Raw genomic sequence first — 24657 nt, forward strand, 5'->3', positions numbered from 1 at the left:
GCTAAGCGTGTGGGGAAATTTAAACTGTGAAAGAATTCACAAATAGCTGCGGTTCAGAATGTTATATCCGCAGCTTATTGACTGAAGTAATAATTATTCTCAATAATTAACAGGGGAGGGACAATATTAACGATAGAAAATAAGATAAATAATCATACCAATAGATAAAATTCCGAAGCCACTATATGCCACTATATAAGCAAAGAAAAGTCCGGGATTTTTTGCTCGCCAGACATACACCGGTTCCGGTGCATTTTTAACCCGTTTATCAATCGCGCCTGCGCGCCAGCCTTTCCATGCTTCGCGAAAACAAAATATCGGGATAAGGAAAAAAACGGCAACCACAAAAAACTGCTGTACATCCATAACTACTTTCCTTGTTTCTTCTGTAATTCAAGTAACTGTTCGGGCGTGACGGCGGGATACCCCTGTGCATCTTCCGGCACCTGGTGCATAGCCGGAATAGGCACAAGCGGCCCTAAAAAGCGCGGTTCACGTTTAAAAATATAAAGGTCAGCCAGCGCACCGAAACGGGCGGCAAATTCGCGAATACGTACTGACAGCATATCTTTTGGCGACGGTACGGCATAACACTGGGCCTGAATCCCCATATGTAGCGCTATAAATAATGCCCGCTCACAGTGGAAACGTTGGGTGATAATAATGAAATCATTAGTATCAAAAACTTTGCGTGTACGGACGATGGAATCCAGCGTACGAAAGCCTGCGTAATCGAGGACAATATCTGATGGGTCGACACCTGCGGCGATTAAATCTTTGCGCATGGTCTTTGGCTCATTATAACTTTGCAAAGCATTATCGCCGCTCAGTAATAGATAATTTACCTTGCCGCTGTTATAGGCATTAATCGCTCCTTGAATACGGTAGCGATAATACTGATTAATTACGCCAGTACGATAATATTTTGCTGTGCCGAGCACCACGCCGACCTGACGGTAGGGGAGATCCTGCAATTCGTCGTAGATATAAGGCGCGGTTTTCCAGCTCATCCAGCGATCGAGGCCGAGCACAGTCAACAGCAGCAAGCCGATCAGGACTAACAGGCTGTAGAACACGCGCTTTAACATGCAGGAGACTCGATCTAAGGAAAATTTCCATCAGGCTACTTTACCCGCTGGTTTTGCGCAAGAAACGGCAAACTGTTTGCCGGGATTTTCGACACCGGGAGAGGGCTGGCAAGTATGATGCGACGTTTATCAGTGTGTCAGACCTGAAGGCGGCCGGATAAGGCGTTCACGCCACATCCGGCACCAGGCTTAAGCGAGAAGCACGCGGTCGATACTGTGACAGCCGAGAGCTTTCAGCGTTGCGGAGGTGGCATCCCACTGAATCAACGGCGCATCGGCTTTTTCTGCCAGAACCGCGCGCTGGATATCCGGGTAATCATAACCCTTGAGATTCAACAAAATTAACGCCCCCTGCAACGGTGGTAGAGTCGGGTTAAATGCGGCGTTTTCAGCGTAGCTGCCGCTGAAAATACGACCGTCTTTACATTCCAGCGCTACACCGCTTGGCGACTTACTGTAAGGCATGTGTGAACGATTTGCCGCTGCAATCGCCGCCTGAGAAAGCGCATCACCAGTCAGCGCATAGCCGTGATCCTGCTCGTCCATCAGCAGCGTTTTAATCTCCAGATCCTTCGGCCCAAAGGCATCCGGCAGATAGTCACGCAGCGCGTGTGCCTCGCGGCCCGGCAGGTGAATACGCAGATCCAGACCGCTGTTCAGTTCATTCATAAACTGACGGCAGTGACCACAAGGCGTGTAGTTAACGGTGATGGCTGCGAGCGCTTTTTCACCACTCAACCAGGCGTGGCTGATCGCGCTTTGTTCGGCATGAACGGTTTGCTGCATTGTCGCACCAATAAATTCCATATTGGCACCGAAATACCAGGTTCCGCTCACACCGCGCGCAATTGCGCCAACATTAAAATTCGACAATGGCGTACGCGCACAGGCCGCCGCCAGCGGGAGTAGTGCGAATGCCAGCGCGTCTTCGTCCAGCCCCGTTGCGATCTTCAGCGATGAGACTTGCTCCCCGGTCAACAAAGCGGGGAAGTACTTGTCTGCCAGAATAGGTTCCAGTGCAGATTGCAAGTTATCCGCAAGTTGGGCAAAAGCGGTTTGAAAACGTGGATGCATGGCGTTGCCTCATAATCATGTAATGGGATAACAGTTTACGAACCCGTTATGGCTTTATATGTGATCTGAATCTCATTAATTGTGCAACGAATGAAACTTACATCAAAAATGCGCGACGCATCGCAAATTTTAGCCCATTACTGCCAGAATAATCGGGAAAAGGAACGGTGCGATCAGCGAAGTAATAATCCCGCATAACACCAGCGCCAGCGAACTAAATGCACCTTCCTGATAATCCAGCTCAGCACAGCGTGCCGTACCGAGGGCGTGCGAGGCTGTCCCCATCGCCAGACCGCGCGCTGCTTTGGTGCGAATACGCATCGCATTAAGTAACGTATGACCAAACACTGCGCCCAGAATACCGACGAAAATCACGCAAACTGCGCTGATTGCCGGAATACCGCCAATACTGCCGCCAACCGCCATTGCAATAGGCGTGGTGACTGATTTCGGCAGGATTGACGCGGCGATTTCCGGTGAAGCGCCCATCAACAATGCCACGGAAGTCCCCGTCACCATCGCAACCACGCTGCCGATAAAACAGATGGTGATGATCGATTTCCAGCGCGCGCGGATCTGGTGTAGCTGCTCATATAAAGGATAGGCCAGTGCGACAACCGCCGGTTGCAGCAGATCGTTTAGCACTTCGCTACCTTTAAAGTAGCTGTCGTAAGAGATGCCGGTCAGCATTAAAAAAGGAATGATCACCACCATTGCAACCAGCAATGGGTTAAGCAAGGGAAACTTATACCGCGCCGCCAGTTTGCGGGCGGCAAAAAAGACAATTAACGTTAGCGGCAATGACCACCAGATATTTGCCATCATTCTTCTGATCCTTTCTGACCTACGACTTTACGTTCACCGTGCACCAGTTGCGAACTCCAGCTCACCACCAGAAAAACCACCAGCGTACTGACTGCACAGGAAACCACTACCGGACCAAACTGTGCGCGGAGCAAATCAAAATATTGCATGACGCCTACGCCAATCGGCACAAACAATAGCGCCATATAGCGAATCAGTACGTAGCACCCCGGATTGACCCACTTTGCCGGAAGAATTTGCAAGGCCAGCAGGACAAACAAGATCAGCATCCCGATGATGCTGCCCGGAATGGTTACCGGTAGCAGGGAAGCAATGAAAATGCCTGCATACAGGCAGGCATAAATCAGGATAAAAGCGCGTAAATATTGCCAGATAATGTTCAGTGTCTTACTCATAATCAACACCCCAGATGAGATGGATTCATCATACAATTAATTCGTAAAACGTGCTACCGATCACATTAAGAATTCTCAGCATAGTTGAATTACAGGGAAGTAACATCGGGCGAGTGCCCAGTTCAGCACACTAATTCTGCTGTAAAAAGTGCAGAAACTGACTTAAAGCATAAGAAGGCGTTTCGTTATTACGCCAAAACACACCGACGCTGCCTTTCTGTTCAATCTTTGGCAGGTTGAGGATCACCAGTTGCCCCTGGCTGGCATAACGTTGCGCCAGGCGTAATGACAAAATAGAGATCATATTGCTGCTTTGTAACAGGTTGGTACTGACGTTCATCGACGCCGACTCAATCGTGTTTTCTGGCAGCATCACGCCGTGGTCTACCAGCGCATTATCAATGCTGATGCGGATGGGGGTACCTGTCGGCCAGACTATCCACCGCCAGTTAGCAAGATCATTCCAGCTGAGGGTGGCGTATTTCGCCAGTGGATGCTCAGGACGGGCGACAAAGCATACCGGCTCGGTGTAGAGCACGCGATAATTCAGCGGCAACTGCAACGCGCGACCGCCAATTCGCCCAACCACCACATCGACAGAACCTGCCAACAGATCTTGCAGCAATGGGGTCATCACCTTCTCTTCGATATTCAGGTGTAGAGTTGGCATCTCCTTGAGCAAATGCAAAATCGCCTGGGATACGCAGTCAGTGGCGACGGGAGAACAGCCAATTTTCAGACTGCCGACCAGTCCACCTTGTTTAAAGCGAGCCAGTTCATATTGCGATCTTTCCATGTCATTGATTAACCGTTGGGCATGTTGCAATAACAATTTGCCGCCTTCGGTCGGACGAAGCCCTTTGCTGTGCCGCTCAAAAAGTGTGAGTCCGATCTCATCTTCCAGTTGTGACAACCATTTCGAAAGCGCGGGTTGGGTGATATTCATCATCCGTGCGACATGGGTTAGATTGCCCTGTTCACCCAGCGCCACCAGCATTTGCAGGTGATGTAGTTTTAGTTTTTGCGCCCAGTTCGCCATTTGCCATAACCTCCAGGTTATCTCTCTGCCCGAAATGCCATTGTACATCTCATCTCTTTAATCACATTATCGCAACATATACAAAACAAAAGAAACATCTACCTTACCTGCACTGAGGCATTTACTATGACTCAACGACGTGATTTACAAGCACTTATCGATGCCGCTCCGGTCGGCAAGATGCAGTGGCGCGTTATCATCTGCTGTTTTCTGGTGGTAATGCTCGATGGTTTTGACACCGCGGCTATCGGCTTTATCGCCCCTGATATTCGCACTCACTGGCAGCTCACCGCAGGCGATCTCGCCCCGCTTTTTGGTGCGGGTCTGCTGGGATTAACCGCAGGCGCACTGCTTTGTGGCCCGTTGTCCGATCGCTTTGGTCGCAAGCGGGTGATTGAGCTGTGCGTCTTTTTGTTTGGCGCGTTAAGCCTCGCCTCGGCTTTCTCACCGGATCTGCAAACGCTGGTCTTCCTGCGCTTTCTCACCGGCCTGGGTCTGGGCGGCGCGATGCCGAACACCATCACCATGACCTCGGAGTATCTGCCTGCCCGCCGCCGCGGCGCGCTGGTGACGCTGATGTTTTGCGGCTTTACGCTGGGTTCGGCGTTTGGCGGGATTGTCAGTGCGCAGCTGGTGCCGGTGATTGGCTGGCACGGCATTCTGGTGTTGGGGGGCGTGTTACCGCTGATGCTGTTTGTCGCACTGCTGGTAGTTCTGCCGGAATCGCCACGCTGGCAGGTGCGCCGCCAGCTACCGCAGGCGGTGATTGCGAAAACCGTCAGCGCCATCACCCGCGAGCGTTATGTCGATACCCACTTTTATCTCATTGAATCAGCCTCCGTTACAAAAGGCAGCATTCGTCAACTGTTTATGGGACGTCAGTTACCCATTACGTTGATGTTGTGGGTAGTGTTCTTTATGAGCCTGCTGATTATTTACCTGCTCTCAAGCTGGATGCCAACGCTGTTGAACCATCGCGGCATAGACCTGCAACACGCGTCCTGGGTCACCGCCGCGTTCCAGATTGGCGGTACGTTGGGCGCGCTGGCGCTGGGCGTGCTGATGGATAAGTTCAATCCTTTCCGCGTGCTGGCGCTGAGCTATGCCGTAGGCGCTGTATGCATCGTGATGATTGGCTTAAGCCAGGATGGATTATGGCTGATGGCGCTGGCGATTTTCGGCACCGGCATTGGCATTAGCGGATCTCAGGTGGGGTTGAACGCGTTGACCGCAACGCTCTACCCAACGCAAAGCCGCGCCACGGGCGTGAGCTGGTCAAACGCCGTAGGCCGCTGCGGCGCGATTGTCGGCTCGCTTTCTGGCGGCCTGATGATGGCGATGAATTTCTCTTTTGACACCCTGTTTTTCATTATCGCTGTGCCCGCGGCGATCAGTGCGGTGATGTTAAGCCTGCTGATCACCGTGGTTCGCCAGTCGACCTCTGTCCCTGACTCACTGCCTCGCGCAGGCGTTGTGAACGAATAAGGAGCATCCTAATGACTGATAACAATCAAAAAAGCCGCGAGCAATTTTATCAGCATATTTCCGGGCAAAACCTGACCCCGCTGTGGGAGTCACTGCACCACCTGGTGCCGAAAACGCCCAACGCTAACTGTGCGCCAGCGTACTGGAATTATCAGGAGATCCGCCCGCTGCTGCTGGAGAGCGGCAGCCTGATTGGCGCGAAAGAAGCTGTGCGTCGTGTGCTGGTACTGGAAAACCCGGCGCTGCGCGGGCAGTCTTCCATTACCGCGACTTTATATGCCGGTTTGCAACTGATCATGCCGGGCGAAGTGGCACCGAGTCATCGTCATAATCAGTCGGCGCTGCGTTTTATTGTTGAAGGCAAAGGGGCATTTACCGCCGTTGATGGCGAACGCACGCCAATGAATGAGGGCGATTTTATCCTGACCCCACAATGGCGCTGGCACGATCACGGTAACCCTGGCGACGAACCGGTTATCTGGCTCGATGGACTGGATCTGCCATTAGTGAACACTCTGGGCTGCGGTTTTGCCGAAGATTACCCGGAAGAGCAACAACCGGTAACGCGTAAAGAGGGGGATTATCTGCCGCGTTATGCCGCCAATATGTTGCCGCTGCGCCATCAGACGGGTAACTCCTCACCGATCTTTAACTATCGTTATGACCGTAGCCGCGAAGTGCTGCACGATTTAACCCGCCTGGGCGATGCCGACGAGTGGGATGGCTACAAAATGCGCTATGTCAACCCGGTCACCGGCGGCTATCCGATGCCGTCGATGGGCGCCTTCCTGCAACTGCTACCGAAAGGGTTCGCCTCCCGCGTGGCGCGTACCACTGACAGCACTATCTACCATGTAGTGGAAGGTAGCGGACAAGTCACCATCGGCAATGAAATCTTCACCTTTAGTGCAAAAGATATCTTTGTGGTGCCGACCTGGCACGGCGTGTCATTCCAGACTACGCAAGATACCGTTTTATTCAGTTTTTCGGACAGACCGGTACAAGAAGCCCTGGGGCTGTTCCGCGAAGCGCGTTATTAATTTGGGAGAGAGAAAATGACTCAATATGTATTCGAACCACAAGCGCCCGTTACCGTACCGGTTGTTGGCAGTGATGAACAATTCCCCGTGCGCCGCGTTTACTGCGTTGGGCGTAACTATGCCGCCCACGCCCGCGAAATGGGCTTTGATCCGGATCGTGAACCCCCCTTCTTCTTCTGCAAACCAGCAGATGCCGTTGTTCCGGTCGCCGCTGGCGAAACGCTGGCGCTGCCGTATCCGGCGCAGACCGATAACTATCATTACGAAATTGAACTGGTGGTGGCGATTGGTAAAAAGGGCAGCGATATCCCACTGGAAAAGGCCCATGAATATGTCTGGGGTTATGCCACAGGCCTTGATATGACGCGCCGGGACCGTCAAATGGAAATGCGTCAGATGGGCCGCCCGTGGGAAATCGGCAAAGCATTTGATCTCTCGGCCCCCATCGCACCGCTGCACAAAGCCAGCGAAACCGGCGGTATTGATAACGCACCAATCTGGTTACAGGTAAACGGTGAAGATCACCAGCGCAGCGATATTCGGCATTTGATCTGGTCGGTGAATGAAACCATCAGCTACCTGTCAGGCTTCTTTGAGCTGCAACCGGGCGATCTGATCTTCACTGGTACGCCAGAAGGGGTGGGCCCGGTAGTGAAAGGTGATGTGATCACGGGCAACGTCGAGGGCTTAACCCCTATCGCGGTGAAGATTGTCTGAGGTGCATGATGAAGCTGTACAGTTTTTTTAATAGTTCAGCATCGTACCGGGTACGCATTGCGCTGGCGCTGAAAGGCATTAATTACCAGACCGAAGGGGTGAATATCCGTATTGGTCAGCAAAATGAACTGGCCTATCGGCGGATGAATCCTGTCGGGCTGGTGCCGACGCTGCTGACTGACGAGGGCGAGTCACTCGGTCAGTCGCTGGCGATTATTGACTGGCTGGATCGTCACTACCCGCAAGTTCCGCTGGTGCCGCAGGAAGAACCGGCCCGCAATAAGGTGCTGGAAATTGTCTATGCCATCGCCTGTGATATTCATCCATTGAATAACCTGCGCGTGCTGCGCTACCTGACCGAAGAGCTGAATGTCAGTGAAGAAGAGAAAAAACGCTGGTATGCGCACTGGATCCAGCAAGGGTTAAGCGCGGTGGAACAGCTACTGCGCCAGAGCCAGTCGGGGCAATTTTGTGTGGGTGAGACGCCGACGCTGGCAGACTGCTGCCTTGTTCCGCAGTGGGCGAACGCGCTACGTATGAACTGCGATCTGAGTGGATATCCGCGCTGCAAAGCGGTGTACGACGCCTGCACACAACTGCCAGCGTTCATTGCCGCAGCGCCAGAAAATCAACAAGATAAAATTTCAGCCTGACCAGGAGAACCATAATGACTAAAGTGACACGCGCAGTAATTGTGGGAGGCGGGATCGGCGGTGCGGCAACTGCGCTGTCACTGGCCCGCCAGGGGATCAAAGTGGTGCTGCTGGAAAAGGCGCATGAGATCGGTGAGATTGGCGCAGGTATCCAGTTGGGGCCAAATGCGTTTTCGGCGTTGGATAGTCTTGGTGTTGGCGAAATCGCCCGCCAACGTGCAGTATTCACCGATCACATCACCATGATGGACGCGGTGAACGCCGAAGAAGTGGTGCGTATTGAAACCGGGCAGGCCTTTCGTGACCATTTCGGCGGCCCTTACGCGGTGATCCACCGCGTTGATATTCATGCCTCGGTGTGGGAAGCGGTACTGACGCATCCGAACGTGGAGTATCACACCTCCACAAACGTCGTTGATATTCGCGAGACGCCGGACGATGTCACCGTTTTCGACGATCGAGGTAATAGCTGGAGCGGCGATATTTTGATTGGCTGTGATGGCGTGAAGTCAGTGGTGCGCCAGAGCTTATTAGGCGATGCGCCGCGCGTCACCGGTCATGTGGTCTACCGTGCGGTTATCGATTGTGCGGATATGCCGGAAGATTTACGTATTAATGCGCCGGTATTGTGGGCGGGTCCGCACTGTCACCTGGTGCATTATCCTTTGCGCGGCGGCAAGCAGTATAACCTGGTGGTGACATTCCACAGTCGCCACCAGGAAGAGTGGGGCGTGAAGGATGGCAGTAAAGAGGAAGTGCTTTCCTATTTTGAAGGCATTCACCCGCGTCCTCGCCAGATGCTGGATAAACCGACGTCATGGCGACGCTGGTCAACGGCCGATCGTGAACCGGTAGGGAAATGGGGGACTAACCGCATTACGCTGGTGGGCGATGCGGCCCATCCGGTGGCGCAGTATATGGCACAAGGTGCCTGTATGGCGCTGGAAGATGCAGTCACGCTGGGTAAGGCGCTGGCGCAGTGTGAGGGTGATGCGGCGCAAGCTTTTGCGCTGTATGAGTCGGTACGTATTCCGCGTACCGCGCGCATCGTCTGGTCGACCCGTGAAATGGGGCGGGTTTATCACGCCGCAGGGGTAGAACGTCAGGTACGTAACCTGCTGTGGAAAGGGAAATCGCAGGCAGAGTTTTATCGCGGCATGGAGTGGCTGTACGGCTGGAAAGAAGATAACTGTCTGCAACCACGCTGAGTACTTCTTACCCAATCAGGTGCACGGACGGTCCCCTCGCCCCTTTGGGGAGAGGGTTAGGGTGAGGGGAAAAATCTTGCCCGAATTAATCAGTAAGTCAGTTTGTCTGCAAACACCAGAGGCGCTAACATAGCGCCTCATTTTTTTGCGGGTGATGATATGCGTGTGTTACTGGCGCCGATGGAGGGTGTACTCGACTCTCTGGTGCGTGAATTGCTGACCGAAGTTAACGACTACGATCTGTGCATCACCGAGTTTGTCCGCGTGGTGGATCAACTGCTGCCGGTAAAAGTTTTTCATCGCATTTGCCCGGAGCTACAAAACGCCAGCCGAACGCCATCCGGTACGCTGGTGCGCGTGCAATTGCTGGGTCAGTTCCCACAATGGCTGGCAGAGAACGCCGCCCGTGCGGTGGAGTTAGGTTCCTGGGGCGTGGATCTTAATTGCGGCTGTCCGTCGAAAACGGTTAACGGTAGCGGCGGCGGGGCGACACTACTCAAAGATCCTGAACTCATCTACCAGGGTGCAAAAGCGATGCGTGAAGCTGTACCGGCGCATTTGCCCGTCAGTGTGAAAGTGCGCCTGGGCTGGGACAGCGGTGAGAAGAAATTTGAAATCGCCGATGCGGTTCAACAGGCTGGCGCTACGGAGTTGGTGGTGCATGGGCGGACAAAAGAGCAGGGTTACCGCGCGGAGCATATTGACTGGCAGGCGATTGGCGAGATTCGCCAACGGCTGAATATTCCGGTGATTGCCAACGGTGAAATCTGGGACTGGCAGAGCGCGCAACAGTGTATGGCGATAAGCGGCTGTGACGCGGTGATGATTGGTCGCGGAGCGCTCAATATTCCCAATCTGAGCCGAGTGGTAAAATATAACGAACCGCGAATGCCGTGGCCGGAGGTGGTTGCTTTGCTACAAAAATATACCCGTCTGGAAAAGCAGGGCGATACCGGGTTATATCACGTTGCGCGGATTAAACAGTGGTTGAGTTATTTGCGTAAAGAATACGATGAAGCAACAGAATTATTTCAGCATGTTCGGGTGTTGAATAATTCCCCTGATATTGCAAGGGCTATTCAGGCAATTGATATCGAGAAACTCTAAGAAACCATAGTGATGTTTTTTGACAATGTCTTAGCTCTTTATCAATAGGCCGCACGGTTGTTTGGTGGCGTCAAAATCGCCGAGGCGTTCCCTGAAGGCCGGGGCAGCCCACATGGATGTGGGCTGAGGGCGCGTTTTACAGGGATGTTACCTCGCGCCCGACCCGGTAGCCGTAAGGGATAAGCCGAGGGCACCGCGCAGCGGCGATTTTGTTCGCCAGAGCCCGGGGGTGCAGGGGGCGGCGGCGACTGGTCGCCCCTTGCGCGCTCCTTGCGCTAGTGATTATATGAAGCAATGCACATGACAGGAGCGCAACAGGATGAGAGACTGAAATATTCTCGTTATTTTCGGATCTGATGACGTTAATTAATTTTAAAATATCATCTTAAATACGCCAGTCACCACCAGTAGTCCAATCAGGAAAATAATCAATACAGCCCAGAGTATAATTTTCATTGGCGTTCCTTTATTTGTGAGTGTCGAATAAGTATAGGAAAAAACGAAGCCCTTTGCCGTTACTCATAAGTGATTAAGATAAATCGGAGAATATCATTCACTTACTGTATATTTTTCTGAATATGTCGTTTTATTGCCACTGATGTATTGCCACGCGAAACTAAAAAATATATTGCATCACACGGTAATCTCCGCGCACCTTTTCTTACCTGACTATTCCTCCATGAATCGTGATTCCTTTTACCCAGCCATCGCCTGTTTTCCTCTGTTACTGATGCTGGCCGGGTGTGCACCTATGCATGAAACCCGCCAGGCGTTAAGCCAGCAAACACCCGCTGCGCAAGTTGACACCGCATTACCCACGGCGCTGAAAAATGGTTGGCCAGACAGCCAATGGTGGCTGGAGTATCACGATAATCAACTTACTTCATTAATTAACAATGCACTGCAGAACGCACCGGATATGCAGGTGGCTGAACAGCGCATTCAGCTGGCTGAAACCCAGGCGAAGGCAGTTGCCACTCAGGATGGCCCTCAGATCGATTTTTCTGCGGATATGGAGCGGCAAAAAATGTCGGCAGAAGGGCTAATGGGGCCGTTTGCTCTGAACGATCCTGCCGCAGGTACGACCGGTCCGTGGTACACCAATGGTACTTTTGGCTTAACGGCGGGCTGGCATCTTGATATTTGGGGAAAGAATCGGGCGGAGGTTACTGCTCGCCTCGGTACGGTTAAAGCACGGGCGGCGGAACGCGAGCAAACCCGCCAATTGCTGGCTGGCAGCGTAGCCCGCCTGTACTGGGAGTGGCAAACCCAGGCAGCGTTAAACACTGTTTTGCAGCAAATCGAAAAAGAGCAGAACACCATTATCGCGACCGATCGCCAGCTATATCAGAACGGGATTACTTCTTCAGTTGAAGGTGTGGAAACCGATATTAATGCCAGCAAGACCCGGCAGCAGCTCAACGATGTCGTGGGAAAAATGAAAATTATTGAGGCACGGTTAAGCGCACTTACAAATCACCAGACAAAGGCATTGAAGCTTAATCCGGTCGCGTTGCCGAAAGTGGCAAGCCAGCTTCCTGATGAACTGGGGTACTCCTTACTGGCCCGGCGGGCAGATTTGCAGGCGGCGCACTGGTACGTTGAGTCATCGCTAAGCACCATTGATGCGGCAAAAGCGGCATTTTATCCTGACATCAACCTGATGGCCTTCCTGCAACAGGATGCGTTGCACTTAAGCGATTTGTTCCGTCATTCCGCGCAGCAAATGGGCGTTACGGCAGGCCTGACGCTACCCATTTTCGATAGTGGTCGTCTTAACGCCAACCTGGATATCGCGAAAGCCGAAAGCAACTTGTCGATCGCCAGCTACAACAAAGCGGTGGTTGAAGCGGTGAATGATGTGGCGCGGGCTGCCAGTCAGGTTCAGACATTGGCCGAGAAAAACCTGCATCAGGCGCAAATTGAACGCGATGCCTTACGTGTGGTAGGTCTTGCACAGGCGCGCTTTAACGCGGGCATCATTGCCGGTTCCCGCGTCAGCGAAGCCAGAATCCCGGCGCTGCGTGAGCGTGCCAATGGCCTGTTATTGCAAGGGCAGTTGCTGGATGCCTCCGTTCAACTAACCGGGGCGCTGGGCGGGGGGTACAAACGTTGATGATATGCGCCTTCTATACTTAACGTTTATTCAGCGTTAAGTGGAGAACTCGATGGCACAGGTCGCGATTATTACCGCTTCCGATTCGGGGATCGGCAAAGAGTGCGCGTTATTACTGGCGCAGCAGGGTTTTGATATTGGTATTACCTGGCACTCAGATGAAGAAGGGGCAAAAGATACCGCGCGTGAGGTGGTTAGCCACGGCGTACGTGCGGAGATGGTGCAGCTCGATCTCGGTAAACTGCCAGAGGGGGCACTGGCGCTGGAGAAACTTATTCAACGGCTGGGGCGCATCGATGTGCTCGTGAATAATGCGGGCACAATGACCAAAGCACCGTTTCTTGATATGGCTTTCGATGAGTGGCGCAAGATTTTTACCGTTGATGTTGATGGTGCATTTTTATGCTCGCAAATTGCGGCCCGCCAGATGGTGAAACAAGGGCAGGGCGGTCGCATCATCAACATTACGTCGGTACATGAGCATACGCCGCTGCCGGATGCCAGCGCCTATACAGCCGCTAAACATGCACTCGGTGGGCTAACCAAAGCGATGGCGCTGGAGCTGGTCAGGCATAAGATTTTGGTGAATGCAGTCGCGCCTGGGGCTATCGCCACGCCAATGAATGGCATGGATGACGGCGACGTGAAGCCCGACGAGGAGCCTTCGATTCCCCTGCGGCGTTTCGGCGCAACGCATGAGATTGCCAGCCTGGTGGCGTGGTTATGCTCTGAAGGCGCAAATTACACCACCGGGCAGTCGTTAATTGTCGATGGTGGCTTTATGCTGGCGAATCCGCAGTTCAACCCAGAATAGCGCAGTGAGGTGCGTGGTTGTTTCAATGGGTAATCTTTGGTAGGCATGATAAGACGTGCAAGCGTCGCATCAGGCATGGTGCGACGGATGTCGGATGCGGCGCAAACGCCTTATTCTAGGCAATGGTTTTACGCCTGATCATCCGGCTTTTTCTTCCCGCGTCGTTTCAGCCACCAGCGCACGCCAACCACCAGAACCACGACCAGAATCAACCAGACCCAGTGCTTCAAATGCTGGTCGAGATTGTGCAACCACGGCGCAATCACCTGACCACCAGCATAACCGATAGTGGTAAAAATCAACGCCCAGGCAAATGCGCCGAGAATATTCAGCGGCAGAAAGATTTTCGGCGGCAGCTGGCTGGCACCAATCAGCGTCGGGCCAATGACCCGAAAGCCATACATAAAACGCGTACCAATGACAAACAGATACGGATGGCGTTGGATAAGTTTCTGCGCCCGCTCAATTTTATCCTGATGTTTCGAGAAACGGCGTAATAGCTTGCCGCCAAAGCGCCGCCCGCACAGATAAAGCACCTGGTCGCCAATCATGCCGCCAAGCGCCACAGAAAGTACCACCAGCGGGAACTTTAATAGTCCCTGATGTGCCGCAACGCCTCCCAGCAAAGTCACGGTTTCACCTTCCGCCAGGCTACCGATCACCAGCGCGGCATAACCATATTGTGAGATGAGTGTATTGAGATCCATAGGCCCGTCTGTCTCCCTTTGGTTGCTTGTAAGCATACACCCTGTGAATCATTCACGCTGAAAAAGGACGCTCATCAGACGGTGCAAATTCTATGAATGCACAAAAAATAATCACAAGCTGACTTATACTTGAACTGTCAGGTTCATGAACTCACAACAAGGGGGCGGTATGAGCCATGTCTGGGGACTGTTTTCCCATCCCGATCGTGAAATGCAGGTGATTAATCGCGAAAACGAAACGATTTCTCATCACTACACCCACCACGTTTTGCTGATGGCGGCAATTCCGGTGATTTGCGCCTTCATTGGCACCACGCAAATTGGCTGGAATTTTGGCGATGGCACTATCCTGAAGTTATCCTGGTTCACCGGACTGGCGCTGGCCGTCTTGTTTTATGGCGTTATGCTGGCTGGGGTCGCGGTGATGGGGCGGGTCATTTGGTGGATGGCACGCAATTACCCGCAGCGTCCGTCGCTTGCGCACTGTATGGTCTTCGCGGGCTACGTTGCGACGCCGCTGTTTTTAAGCGGTCTGGTGGCGCTTTACCCGCTGGTCTGGTTGTGTGCGCTGGTCGGCACGGTGGCGCTGTTTTACACCGGCTACCTGCTTTACCTCGGTATTCCAAGCTTCCTGAATATCAACAAAGAGGAAGGCCTTAGCTTCTCCAGTTCGACGCTGGCGATTGGCGTGCTGGTACTGGAAGTGCTGCTCGCCCTTACCGTTATACTATGGGGTTACGGTTATCGTTTGTTCTAGAAAGTTCTTTTGTGTTGCATTGCTGGCGTAAATGTCAGCAATGCAGCATTTCCTCACGATTCTCCTTTGACGATCGCACTTTTTGCTCGTTATGATGGCGTCGCTAGCCTCAGTAAATCCTTACTCCGGCGGTGCGCAACCCGTGCGCGTGAACCACTATCTGAATGCTCATCATGCCGAAATTTCGAGTTTCTTTATTTAGCCTGGCCCTGATGCTGGCTGTGCCTTTTGCACCACAGGCCGTTGCGAAAACGGCAGCCGCTACCACCGCTTCACAGCCGGAAATTGCCTCCGGTAGCGCGATGATTGTTGATCTGAATACCAACAAAGTGATCTATTCGAACCACCCGGATTTGGTGCGTCCGATTGCGTCTATCAGTAAATTAATGACCGCGATGGTTGTGCTGGATGCACGATTGCCGCTGGATGAAAAACTGAAAGTGGATATCAGCCAGACGCCGGAGATGAAAGGGGTCTATTCGCGCGTACGACTGAACAGCGAAATCAGCCGTAAAGAGATGCTGTTGCTGGCGCTGATGTCTTCAGAAAACCGCGCGGCGGCAAGCCTTGCGCACCATTATCCCGGTGGTTACAAAGCCTTTATTAAGGCGATGAATGCGAAAGCGAAATCGCTCGGAATGAACAACACGCGCTTTGTTGAACCGACCGGATTGTCGGTGCATAACGTTTCAACTGCCCGTGACTTAACCAAACTGCTCATTGCCAGCAAACAATATCCGTTGATTGGTCAGTTAAGTACTACCAGGGAAGATATGGCAACCTTCTCTAACCCGACGTATACGCTGCCGTTCCGCAATACTAACCATCTGGTGTATCGCGATAACTGGAATATTCAGTTAACCAAAACCGGCTTTACCAATGCGGCGGGCCATTGTCTGGTGATGCGTACGGTTATCAATAATAAACCGGTGGCGCTGGTAGTGATGGATGCGTTTGGCAAATATACCCATTTTGCCGATGCCAGCCGCCTGCGTACCTGGATTGAAACCGGTAAAGTGATGCCTGTTCCGGCAGCAGCGTTGAGCTATAAAAAACAAAAAGCCGCCCAGATGGCGGCGGCGGGGCAGACGGCGCAGAACGATTAAGGGTAGGCAGGATAAGGCGTTTACGCCGCATCAGGCATTCGGAGCACAATGCCTGATGCGATGCTTGCGCATCTTATCAGGCCTACAAACGTGACGCGTCCGTAGGCAGGATAAGGCGTTCACGCCGCATCCGGCATTCGGTGCACGATGCCTGATGCGATGCTTCTATTTGCATCAGACATCCAGCCGTATTTACTCCACTTCCTGCCAGTTTTTCCGCTTACTGGTTTTACCGATCCCCGGATTCATGCTGTTGGTCGGATCGTTCTCGCGATAGAACTTCTGCAACGTCTCCGGTGCTTTATACAAATGACCGACGTTATGCTCGGCAGGGTATTGCGCGCCGCGCTGCTGTAGCAGTTCCAGCATCTGTTCTTTCAACGCATGCACATCCACGCCTTTTTTAACGATGTAATCCTGATGGAAGACATAGCACATAAAATGGCCGTAATAGAGCTTGTGCACCAACTGACTGTCGATCTCCGGCGGTAAATGCTCATACCATTCGGTGTCGTTACGCCGCAGAGCGATATCCAGCGCCAGAATGTCTTCGACTTCATCGGAATGCACGGCCTGATAACGAATTGCTGCGCCCGCAGCGGCGAAACGGTGTAAAAACGCTTTGCTGCCTTCCTCCGGCGTACAGACAAAGAAATCGCCCTCGGCCTGTTTGAAATAATCCACCAGCCACGATTTAGCTTCGCCGACGCCATCGCCCGCCATTTTTAACAGCAGATGATGTTCATATTTATCGCGCCAGCTTTTCATACGCGGTGGTAAATGGCTGGGGAACAGGTGACCGAATTTTTGCATCGCACGGTCGGTAAAATGCGGACGGAAGAATTTCACTTTCTCCAGCATCGCATCGGTGCGTCCCTTGAGATTAAAGAAGAACGGCATCTTGTCGGTGCCTAACTTATCAATCATCAGGAAGGTGTCTTTGCCGTATTTTTCCGCGATATCGTAGATATCCCGGTGCATATATTCCCCGGCAACCGGCAGGTTCTCGAAATTAGCCAGGATATGGCGGCGGATTTCGGTCAGTACTTCCGGCTGGTTGGTGCCGATATAAAACACCTGCTGATTTTTTTCTGCTTCGAAGGTATCAAGACGTACCGCAAAGACGGCCAGTTTACCGGCGCAACCGGAGGATTCAAACAGGCGATCCGGGTCGGCGTTATAACGTGCGGGTGTGTCGGCTTCAATATCACGAACGCGGTGGACATAGTCATAATCGTGGGCGTGACGACCATCGTGGCGCACATCGTCATCTTTGATGCGATCGTCATCCAGCTTGCTAAGGATCTGCTCCGGCGTTTCGCCGAGATCAATCCCCAGATGGTTCACCAGCGTCAGTTTGCCGTCTTCATTTATACGCGCGAATAACGACATTTCGGTATACGCCGGGCCACGCTGCACCAGCGAGCCGCCGGAGTTGTTACAAATACCGCCGATGACCGATGCGCCTATACACGATGAGCCAATCACCGAGTGCGGTTCGCGTCCCAGCGGTTTGAGGGCTTTTTCCAGCGAATAAAGCGTGGTGCCCGGATAGGCCAGCACCTGTTCGCCCTTGCCAAGAACGTGCAGCTTGTCGAGACGCAGGGTGCTGATGATCACGATATCGCGATCATAGTCGTTACCGTTTGGCGTCGAGCCTTCGGTCAGACCTGTATTGGCAGCCTGCATCAGAATAATTTTGTCGGCGGTGACGCAGGCTTTCAGCACCCGCCACAATTCCAGTAGTGAGCCAGGGAAAACGACAGCCAGCGCGTCGCCCTGACCAGAACGGAAGCCCTTGCGATAGCGGGCCGTTTTTGCGGGATCGGTGAGCAGGTGTGAATGACCGACCAGACGGGCAAGTTCATTCAAAAAGGCTTTATTATCAGTTGTTGTCATGGAAGACATTTTCCACTCCTTGTGGTGGCGAAAAAATATCACAAACTAGCATAGCGCCTTGTATGACAATTCAGCGAGTGAATATTTTGAAAATTCAGACAATAAACTGAGCATTCTTTTTCTCTCTCCATCATGCTTATGGCAAACTACGGTTTTTGCACCATTTTCGCTGCCTCGTCGGGCAACAGAGGAAGAATAATCCATATGAAATGGCTATGTTCAGTAGGTATCGCGGTGAGTCTGGCCCTGCAACCAGCACTGGCGGATGATTTATTCGGTAACCATCCATTAACGCCTGAAGCGCGTGATGCGTTCGTCACCGAACTGCTCAAGAAAATGACAGTTGATGAGAAAATTGGTCAGCTGCGCTTAATCAGCGTCGGCCCGGATAACCCGAAAGAGGCGATCCGCGAGATGATCAAAGACGGGCAGGTTGGAGCGATTTTCAACACCGTAACCCGTCAGGATATCCGCGCCATGCAGGATCAGGTGATGGAACTGAGCCGCCTGAAAATTCCTCTTTTCTTTGCTTATGACGTGCTGCACGGTCAACGCACGGTGTTCCCGATTAGCCTCGGTCTGGCCTCTTCTTTTAATCTTGATGCGGTGAAAACGGTCGGGCGTGTCTCTGCTTATGAAGCCGCAGATGATGGCCTGAACATGACCTGGGCACCGATGGTCGATGTCTCGCGCGATCCGCGCTGGGGACGTGCTTCCGAAGGTTTTGGGGAAGATACGTATCTCACTTCGATTATGGGTAAGACTATGGTGGAAGCGATGCAGGGTAAAAGCCCGGCAGATCGCTACTCGGTGATGACCAGCGTCAAACACTTTGCCGCTTACGGCGCGGTAGAAGGCGGTAAAGAGTACAACACCGTCGATATGAGTCCGCAGCGCCTGTTTAACGACTATATGCCGCCGTACAAAGCGGGGCTGGATGCAGGCAGCGGTGCGGTAATGGTGGCGCTGAACTCGCTGAATGGCACGCCAGCAACTTCCGACTCCTGGCTGCTGAAAGATGTGCTGCGCGATCAGTGGGGCTTTAAAGGCATTACCGTTTCCGATCATGGCGCAATCAAAGAGCTGATTAAACATGGCACGGCGGCAGACCCGGAAGATGCGGTGCGCGTGGCGCTGAAATCCGGCATCAACATGAGTATGAGCGATGAGTATTACTCGAAGTATCTGCCTGGGTTGATCAAATCCGGCAAAGTGACGATGGAAGAGCTGGACGACGCTGCCCGCCACGTGCTGAACGTCAAATATGATATGGGGCTGTTCAACGACCCATACAGCCACCTTGGACCGAAAGAGTCTGACCCGGTGGATACTAATGCTGAAAGCCGCCTGCACCGCAAAGAAGCGCGTGAAGTGGCACGCGAAAGCCTGGTGTTGCTGAAAAACCGTCTCGAAACGTTACCGCTGAAAAAATCAGCCACCATTGCGGTGGTTGGGCCACTGGCGGACAGCAAACGTGACGTGATGGGCAGCTGGTCCGCAGCCGGTGTTGCCGATCAATCCGTGACCGTACTGACCGGGATTAAAAATGCCGTCGGTGAAAACGGTAAAGTGCTGTACGCCAAAGGGGCGAACGTTACCAGTGACAAAGGCATTATCGATTTCCTGAATCAGTATGAAGAGGCGGTCAAAGTCGATCCGCGTTCGCCCCAAGAGATGATTGATGAAGCGGTGCAAACCGCGAAACAATCTGATGTGGTGGTGGCTGTGGTCGGTGAAGCTCAGGGGATGGCGCACGAGGCTTCCAGCCGTACCGATATTACTATTCCGCAAAGCCAACGTGACTTGATTGCGGCGCTGAAAGCCACCGGTAAACCGCTGGTGCTGGTGCTGATGAACGGACGTCCACTGGCGCTGGTGAAAGAAGATCAGCAGGCTGATGCGATTCTGGAAACCTGGTTTGCGGGGACTGAAGGCGGTAATGCGATTGCCGATGTGTTGTTTGGCGATTACAACCCGTCGGGCAAGCTGCCGATGTCCTTCCCGCGTTCTGTCGGGCAGATCCCGGTGTACTACAGCCATCTGAATACCGGTCGGCCGTATAATGCCGACAAGCCGAACAAATACACTTCGCGTTATTTTGATGAAGCTAACGGGGCGCTGTATCCGTTCGGCTATGGTCTGAGCTATACCACCTTCACCGTCTCTGATGTGAAACTTTCTGCGCCGACCATGAAGCGTGACGGCAAAGTGACCGCCAGTGTGCAGGTGACGAACACCGGTAAGCGCGAAGGGGCGACGGTAGTGCAGATGTACTTGCAGGATGTGACGGCTTCCATGAGTCGCCCGGTGAAGCAGCTGAAAGGCTTTGAGAAAATCACCCTGAAACCGGGCGAAACTCAGACCGTCAGCTTCCCGATTGATATCGAGGCGCTGAAGTTCTGGAATCAACAGATGAAATATGACGCCGAGCCTGGCAAGTTCAATGTCTTTATCGGCACTGATTCCGCACGCGTTAAGAAAGGCGAGTTTGAGTTGCTGTAATGCTTTAGTAAGGGCGCGACGTCTGCGCCCTTTGCCTGATGCGTTGCGCTTATCAGGCCTTCGCGGGTTTTTAACCTCTTGAATTTTCGCTGTTTGTAGGCCGGATAAGGCGTTTACGCCGCATCCGGCAAGAAACGCCGGGCAAAATATGCCCTTTAAGTATTTATCTGATTCTGCAACTGAATCCTTCCGCTCAGGCTAACCCCGCCATTATCAACTATGCTTTTCTCTTAATTCGCTGAAAACAACAGTAAAAGAATGAGGAAAGCATCATGCCACTCTCAAAGCTCTGGGCAGGTTCACTGGTTTTGTTGGCAGCCGTGAGCCTGCCGCTACAGGCGGCTTCCCCCGTTAAAGTCGGTTCGAAAATCGATACCGAAGGCGCGCTACTCGGCAACATTATTTTGCAAGTGCTGGAAAGCCACGGCGTACCGACGGTGAATAAAGTCCAGTTGGGAACCACGCCGGTGGTGCGCGGGGCGATTACTTCCGGTGAACTGGATATCTATCCGGAATATACCGGCAATGGCGCGTTTTTCTTTAAAGATGAAAACGATGCGGCGTGGAAAAATGCCGGGCAAGGCTACGAGAAAGTCAAAAAGCTCGATGCAGAACAAAACAAGTTAATCTGGCTGACGCCTGCGCCTGCAAATAACACCTGGACCATCGCCGTGCGTCAGGATGTTGCAGAGAAAAACAAACTCACTTCGCTTGCCGACCTGAGTCGTTATCTGAAAGACGGTGGCACCTTCAAACTGGCGGCCTCAGCAGAGTTTATCGAACGCGCCGATGCCTTACCCGCTTTTGAAAAAGCCTATGGCTTTAAGCTCAGTCAGGATCAGTTGCTGTCACTGGCCGGTGGCGACACTGCGGTGACAATCAAAGCTGCTGCCCAGCAAACATCCGGCGTTAATGCGGCGATGGCTTACGGCACCGACGGCCCGGTCGCGGCGCTGGGGCTGCAAACCTTAAGCGATCCGCAAGGCGTGCAACCTATCTACGCGCCTGCACCAGTGGTGCGTGAATCGGTGTTGAAGGAGTATCCGCAAATGGCACAGTGGCTACAGCCAGTCTTCGCCAGCCTCGATGCAAAAACATTGCAGCAACTGAATGCCAGCATTGCTGTGGAAGGACTGGATGCCAAAAAAGTGGCTGCCGACTACCTGAAACAAAAAGGGTGGACGAAGTAATTTCCCGTGACTTATTTCCGTATTAATCCTGTTCTGGCGCTGCTACTGTTGCTGACGGCAATCGCAGCGGCGCTGCCGTTTATCAGTTACGCGCCTAATCGTTTAGTCTCGGGTGAGGGGCGTCATCTCTGGCAGCTGTGGCCGCAAACGATCTGGATGCTGGTGGGCGTTGGTTGCGCCTGGCTGACCGCCTGTTTTATTCCCGGTAAAAAAGGCAGCATTTTTGCACTCATTCTGGCGCAATTCGTCTTCATATTGCTGGTGTGGGGCGCGGGAAAGGCGGCGACACAACTGGCGCAAAATGGCAGTGCGCTGGCGCGTACCAGCCTCGGCAGTGGTTTCTGGCTGGCTGCGGCGCTGGCATTGCTGGCCTGTAGCGATGCCATCCGCCGAATCTCCACGCATCCGCTGTGGCGCTGGTTGTTGCATATGCAGATTGCCATTATTCCGCTGTGGTTGCTGTATTCCGGCGCGCTTAACGATCTCTCGCTAATGAAAGAATACGCCAACCGTCAGGATGTATTTAATGACGCGCTGGCGCAACATCTGACGTTGCTGTTTGGTGCGGTGCTGCCTGCGTTAGTGATTGGTGTGCCGCTGGGCGTCTGGTGCTACTTTTCCACTGCGCGGCAGGGGGCGATTTTTTCTCTGCTGAATGTCATTCAGACCGTGCCTTCGGTGGCGCTCTTTGGCCTGTTGATTGCGCCGCTTGCCGCGCTGGTTACGGCCTTTCCGTGGCTGGGTAAGCTCGGCATAGCAGGAACCGGAATGACACCCGCACTGATTGCGCTGGTGCTCTATGCCTTGCTGCCGCTGGTGCGCGGTGTGGTAGTCGGCTTGAACCAGATCCCGCGCGATGTGCTGGAGAGCGCCAGAGCGATGGGCATGAGCGGGGCGCAGCGATTCCTGCATGTTCAGTTACCGCTGGCGTTACCGGTATTTCTGCGCAGCCTGCGGGTGGTGATGGTGCAAACCGTCGGCATGGCGGTGATTGCGGCGTTAATCGGCGCAGGTGGTTTTGGTGCGCTGGTTTTCCAGGGGCTGCTAAGCAGTGCCATTGATTTAGTGTTGCTGGGGGTGATCCCGGTAATCGTACTGGCGGTGCTGATCGACGCACTGTTCGATCTGGTTATCGCACTGCTGAAGGTGAAAAGTAATGATTGAATTTAGCCATGTCAGCAAACTGTTCGGCACACAAAAAGCCGTTAACGATCTCAATCTCAATTTTCAGGAGGGGAGTTTTTCGGTGCTGATTGGTACATCAGGCTCCGGTAAATCCACCACATTGAAAATGATCAACCGTCTGGTAGAGCATGACAGCGGAGTGATCCGCTTTGCCGGAGAAGAAATTCGCTCGCTGCCAGTGCTGGAGTTGCGCCGCCGGATGGGCTATGCCATTCAATCTATTGGCCTGTTTCCCCACTGGAGCGTGGCGCAAAACATTGCCACTGTGCCGCAATTACAAAAATGGCCTCGGGCGCGGATCGACGACCGTATTGACGAATTAATGGCGCTACTGGGGCTGGAGCCAAATTTGCGTGAGCGTTATCCGCATCAGCTTTCCGGCGGTCAGCAGCAACGTGTGGGAGTGGCGCGCGCACTGGCTGCCGATCCGCAAGTCTTATTGATGGATGAACCCTTTGGCGCACTGGACCCGGTAACGCGCGGTGCGTTGCAACAAGAGATGACGCGCATTCACCGTTTGCTGGGGCGTACCATTGTGCTGGTCACTCATGATATTGATGAGGCGCTACGGCTGGCAGAACATCTGGTATTGATGGATCACGGTGAAGTGGTGCAGCAGGGTAATCCTCTGGCGATGCTGACTCGTCCGGCGAATGATTTCGTCCGCCAGTTTTTTGGCCGTAGTGAACTGGGTGTGCGCCTGCTTTCGTTACGTAGCGTGGCGGATTATGTGCGTCGCGAAGAGCGGGCTGAAGGTGAGGCGCTGGCAGAAGAGATGACGCTACGCGATGCGCTCTCCCTGTTTGTCGCGCGGGGATGCGAAGTGCTGCCGGTGGTGAACACGCAGGGCCAGCCTTGCGGTACGCTGCATTTTCAGGATCTGCTGGTGGAGGCGTAAGCGTATGAAGATGTTGCGCGATCCGCTGTTCTGGCTCATTGCTCTGTTTGTGGCACTGATTTTCTGGCTGCCTTACAGCCAGCCGCTGTTTTCTGCCTTGTTCCCACAACTGCCACGCCCCGTTTATCAGCAAGAAAGTTTTGCTGCTCTGGCACTGGCTCATTTCTGGCTGGTGGGAATTTCGAGTTTGTTTGCGGTGATCATTGGCACAGGTGCCGGAATTATTGTTACTCGCCCGTGGGGCGCGGAATTTCGCCCACTGGTGGAAACTATTGCCGCCGTTGGGCAGACTTTTCCGCCCGTTGCGGTGCTGGCGATTGCTGTTCCGGTGATGGGGTTTGGTCAGCAACCGGCGATTATCGCCTTGATCCTGTACGGTGTGCTGCCCGTCCTGCAGGCGACACTTGCCGGGCTGGGATCGATTGATGCCAGCGTGACAGAAGTTGCTAAGGGTATGGGAATGAGCCGTGGACAGCGACTGCGTAAGGTTGAGCTACCGCTGGCAGCTCCAGTGATTCTGGCGGGTGTACGAACTTCGGTGATTATCAACATTGGCACGGCGACGATCGCCTCAACGGTAGGGGCCAACACGCTGGGTACGCCCATCATCATCGGACTTAGCGGATTTAATACTGCGTATGTGATCCAGGGAGCGTTACTGGTGGCACTGGCGGCGATCATCGCAGACCGCCTGTTTGAAAGGCTGGTGCAGGCGCTTAGCCAGCACGCAAAATAAAGGTATAACCTGCGAGCATGACGCCACCAATTCCGCCTAACGCCATAAAAAGGAACAGGGCGATGACCCCAATTTTAGCTATGCGCATAATGCACTCCTTATGTTAACGAAAGGAT

At 53.2% G+C, this 24657-nt stretch carries 25 protein-coding genes; 15 read left to right on the forward strand and 10 right to left on the reverse strand.

What is annotated here, in order from left to right:
- Window positions 1–126: 126 nt before the first annotated feature.
- From BGE37_RS03975 to BGE37_RS04000, 6 genes are all read right to left on the reverse strand, one after another.
- Window positions 127–366, reverse strand: coding sequence for a DUF2542 family protein (locus BGE37_RS03975; RefSeq protein ID WP_105287798.1), 240 nt, complete (start codon window positions 364–366; stop codon window positions 127–129).
- Between the two features lie 2 nt (window positions 367–368).
- A complete protein-coding gene (gene sanA / locus BGE37_RS03980; protein ID WP_000920073.1) occupies window positions 369–1088 on the reverse strand; it encodes an outer membrane permeability protein SanA in 720 nt (239 codons plus the stop codon).
- Between the two features lie 189 nt (window positions 1089–1277).
- Window positions 1278–2162, reverse strand: a complete 885-nt coding sequence (cdd, locus tag BGE37_RS03985) for a cytidine deaminase (RefSeq protein WP_105287799.1) — start codon at window positions 2160–2162, stop codon at window positions 1278–1280.
- Between the two features lie 129 nt (window positions 2163–2291).
- The gene (locus BGE37_RS03990) at window positions 2292–2987 is read right to left on the reverse strand and encodes a CidB/LrgB family autolysis modulator (RefSeq protein WP_000968208.1); all 696 of its coding nucleotides are present in this window, start codon (window positions 2985–2987) and stop codon (window positions 2292–2294) included.
- Window positions 2984–3382: a CidA/LrgA family protein gene (locus tag BGE37_RS03995; RefSeq protein WP_001353095.1), complete on the reverse strand. Its 399-nt coding sequence runs from the start codon at window positions 3380–3382 to the stop codon at window positions 2984–2986. Before BGE37_RS03995 ends, BGE37_RS03990 begins: the two co-directional genes overlap by 4 nt.
- A gap of 130 nt (window positions 3383–3512) precedes the next feature.
- A complete protein-coding gene (locus BGE37_RS04000; RefSeq protein ID WP_032184600.1) occupies window positions 3513–4421 on the reverse strand; it encodes a LysR family transcriptional regulator in 909 nt (302 codons plus the stop codon).
- Window positions 4422–4547: 126 nt separating this feature from the next.
- On the opposite strand from BGE37_RS04000, the gene mhbT reads away from it, so the two are divergent.
- From mhbT to dusC, 6 genes are all read left to right on the forward strand, one after another.
- A complete protein-coding gene (mhbT, locus tag BGE37_RS04005; protein WP_105287800.1) occupies window positions 4548–5906 on the forward strand; it encodes a 3-hydroxybenzoate transporter MhbT in 1359 nt (452 codons plus the stop codon).
- Window positions 5907–5917: 11 nt separating this feature from the next.
- Window positions 5918–6946 (forward strand): gentisate 1,2-dioxygenase, encoded by a 1029-nt coding sequence (gene gtdA / locus BGE37_RS04010; protein WP_032184597.1) that lies wholly within the window; start codon window positions 5918–5920, stop codon window positions 6944–6946.
- A 15-nt stretch (window positions 6947–6961) separates the two neighbouring features.
- The gene (locus tag BGE37_RS04015) at window positions 6962–7663 is read left to right on the forward strand and encodes a fumarylacetoacetate hydrolase family protein (protein WP_000196040.1); all 702 of its coding nucleotides are present in this window, start codon (window positions 6962–6964) and stop codon (window positions 7661–7663) included.
- An 8-nt stretch (window positions 7664–7671) separates the two neighbouring features.
- Window positions 7672–8316 carry a maleylacetoacetate isomerase gene (maiA, locus tag BGE37_RS04020; protein WP_000781197.1) on the forward strand — a complete coding sequence of 215 codons (645 nt, stop codon included), beginning with the start codon at window positions 7672–7674 and terminating at the stop codon, window positions 8314–8316.
- 14 nt (window positions 8317–8330) lie between these two features.
- Window positions 8331–9524, forward strand: a complete 1194-nt coding sequence (locus tag BGE37_RS04025; protein ID WP_088541318.1) for a 3-hydroxybenzoate 6-monooxygenase — start codon at window positions 8331–8333, stop codon at window positions 9522–9524.
- A gap of 159 nt (window positions 9525–9683) precedes the next feature.
- Window positions 9684–10631, forward strand: a complete 948-nt coding sequence (gene dusC, locus BGE37_RS04030) for a tRNA dihydrouridine(16) synthase DusC (RefSeq protein WP_001264873.1) — start codon at window positions 9684–9686, stop codon at window positions 10629–10631.
- A gap of 372 nt (window positions 10632–11003) precedes the next feature.
- On the opposite strand, the gene yohP is transcribed toward dusC, so the two are convergent.
- Window positions 11004–11087: a small membrane protein YohP gene (yohP, locus tag BGE37_RS25925; protein WP_000691708.1), complete on the reverse strand. Its 84-nt coding sequence runs from the start codon at window positions 11085–11087 to the stop codon at window positions 11004–11006.
- 223 nt (window positions 11088–11310) lie between these two features.
- On the opposite strand from yohP, the gene mdtQ reads away from it, so the two are divergent.
- The gene (gene mdtQ, locus BGE37_RS04050) at window positions 11311–12747 is read left to right on the forward strand and encodes a multidrug resistance outer membrane protein MdtQ (protein ID WP_105287801.1); all 1437 of its coding nucleotides are present in this window, start codon (window positions 11311–11313) and stop codon (window positions 12745–12747) included.
- A 52-nt stretch (window positions 12748–12799) separates the two neighbouring features.
- Window positions 12800–13561: an SDR family oxidoreductase gene (locus tag BGE37_RS04055; protein ID WP_032184590.1), complete on the forward strand. Its 762-nt coding sequence runs from the start codon at window positions 12800–12802 to the stop codon at window positions 13559–13561.
- Window positions 13562–13689: 128 nt separating this feature from the next.
- On the opposite strand, the gene BGE37_RS04060 is transcribed toward BGE37_RS04055, so the two are convergent.
- Window positions 13690–14268 carry a DedA family protein gene (locus BGE37_RS04060; protein WP_032184588.1) on the reverse strand — a complete coding sequence of 193 codons (579 nt, stop codon included), beginning with the start codon at window positions 14266–14268 and terminating at the stop codon, window positions 13690–13692.
- 169 nt (window positions 14269–14437) lie between these two features.
- Here BGE37_RS04060 and BGE37_RS04065 point away from each other — a divergent pair, with 169 nt between their 5' ends.
- Window positions 14438–15025, forward strand: a complete 588-nt coding sequence (locus BGE37_RS04065; RefSeq protein WP_001295454.1) for a Yip1 family protein — start codon at window positions 14438–14440, stop codon at window positions 15023–15025.
- 173 nt (window positions 15026–15198) lie between these two features.
- Complete coding sequence (gene pbpG / locus BGE37_RS04070; protein WP_032184587.1) at window positions 15199–16131, forward strand: D-alanyl-D-alanine endopeptidase; 933 nt, start codon at window positions 15199–15201, stop codon at window positions 16129–16131.
- 192 nt (window positions 16132–16323) lie between these two features.
- Here pbpG and dld read toward each other — a convergent pair whose 3' ends face one another.
- On the reverse strand, window positions 16324–18039 hold the full coding sequence (gene dld, locus BGE37_RS04075; protein ID WP_000097376.1) for a D-lactate dehydrogenase: 1716 nt from the start codon (window positions 18037–18039) through the stop codon (window positions 16324–16326).
- A 195-nt stretch (window positions 18040–18234) separates the two neighbouring features.
- Between dld and bglX the strand changes: the two genes are divergently transcribed.
- From bglX to yehW, 5 genes are all read left to right on the forward strand, one after another.
- On the forward strand, window positions 18235–20532 hold the full coding sequence (bglX, locus tag BGE37_RS04080; protein ID WP_000871488.1) for a beta-glucosidase BglX: 2298 nt from the start codon (window positions 18235–18237) through the stop codon (window positions 20530–20532).
- A gap of 272 nt (window positions 20533–20804) precedes the next feature.
- On the forward strand, window positions 20805–21722 hold the full coding sequence (gene osmF / locus BGE37_RS04085; protein ID WP_045145351.1) for a glycine betaine ABC transporter substrate-binding protein OsmF: 918 nt from the start codon (window positions 20805–20807) through the stop codon (window positions 21720–21722).
- Between the two features lie 6 nt (window positions 21723–21728).
- The gene (gene yehY, locus BGE37_RS04090; RefSeq protein ID WP_032184584.1) at window positions 21729–22886 is read left to right on the forward strand and encodes a glycine betaine ABC transporter permease YehY; all 1158 of its coding nucleotides are present in this window, start codon (window positions 21729–21731) and stop codon (window positions 22884–22886) included.
- Complete coding sequence (yehX, locus tag BGE37_RS04095) at window positions 22879–23805, forward strand: glycine betaine ABC transporter ATP binding protein YehX (RefSeq protein ID WP_032184583.1); 927 nt, start codon at window positions 22879–22881, stop codon at window positions 23803–23805. The genes yehY and yehX overlap by 8 nt, the downstream gene beginning before the upstream one ends.
- 4 nt (window positions 23806–23809) lie before the next feature.
- Entirely contained in the window at window positions 23810–24541 is a 732-nt protein-coding gene (yehW, locus tag BGE37_RS04100) for a glycine betaine ABC transporter permease YehW (protein WP_032184582.1), read from the forward strand.
- Here yehW and BGE37_RS04105 read toward each other — a convergent pair.
- Complete coding sequence (locus BGE37_RS04105; RefSeq protein ID WP_001216963.1) at window positions 24522–24629, reverse strand: protein YohO; 108 nt, start codon at window positions 24627–24629, stop codon at window positions 24522–24524. The genes yehW and BGE37_RS04105 overlap by 20 nt on opposite strands.
- Between the last annotated feature and the right edge of the window lie 28 nt (window positions 24630–24657).

It is taken from the genome of Escherichia sp. MOD1-EC6300, assembly GCF_002965045.1.
Taxonomy (GTDB): Bacteria; Pseudomonadota; Gammaproteobacteria; order Enterobacterales; family Enterobacteriaceae; genus Escherichia; species Escherichia coli_F.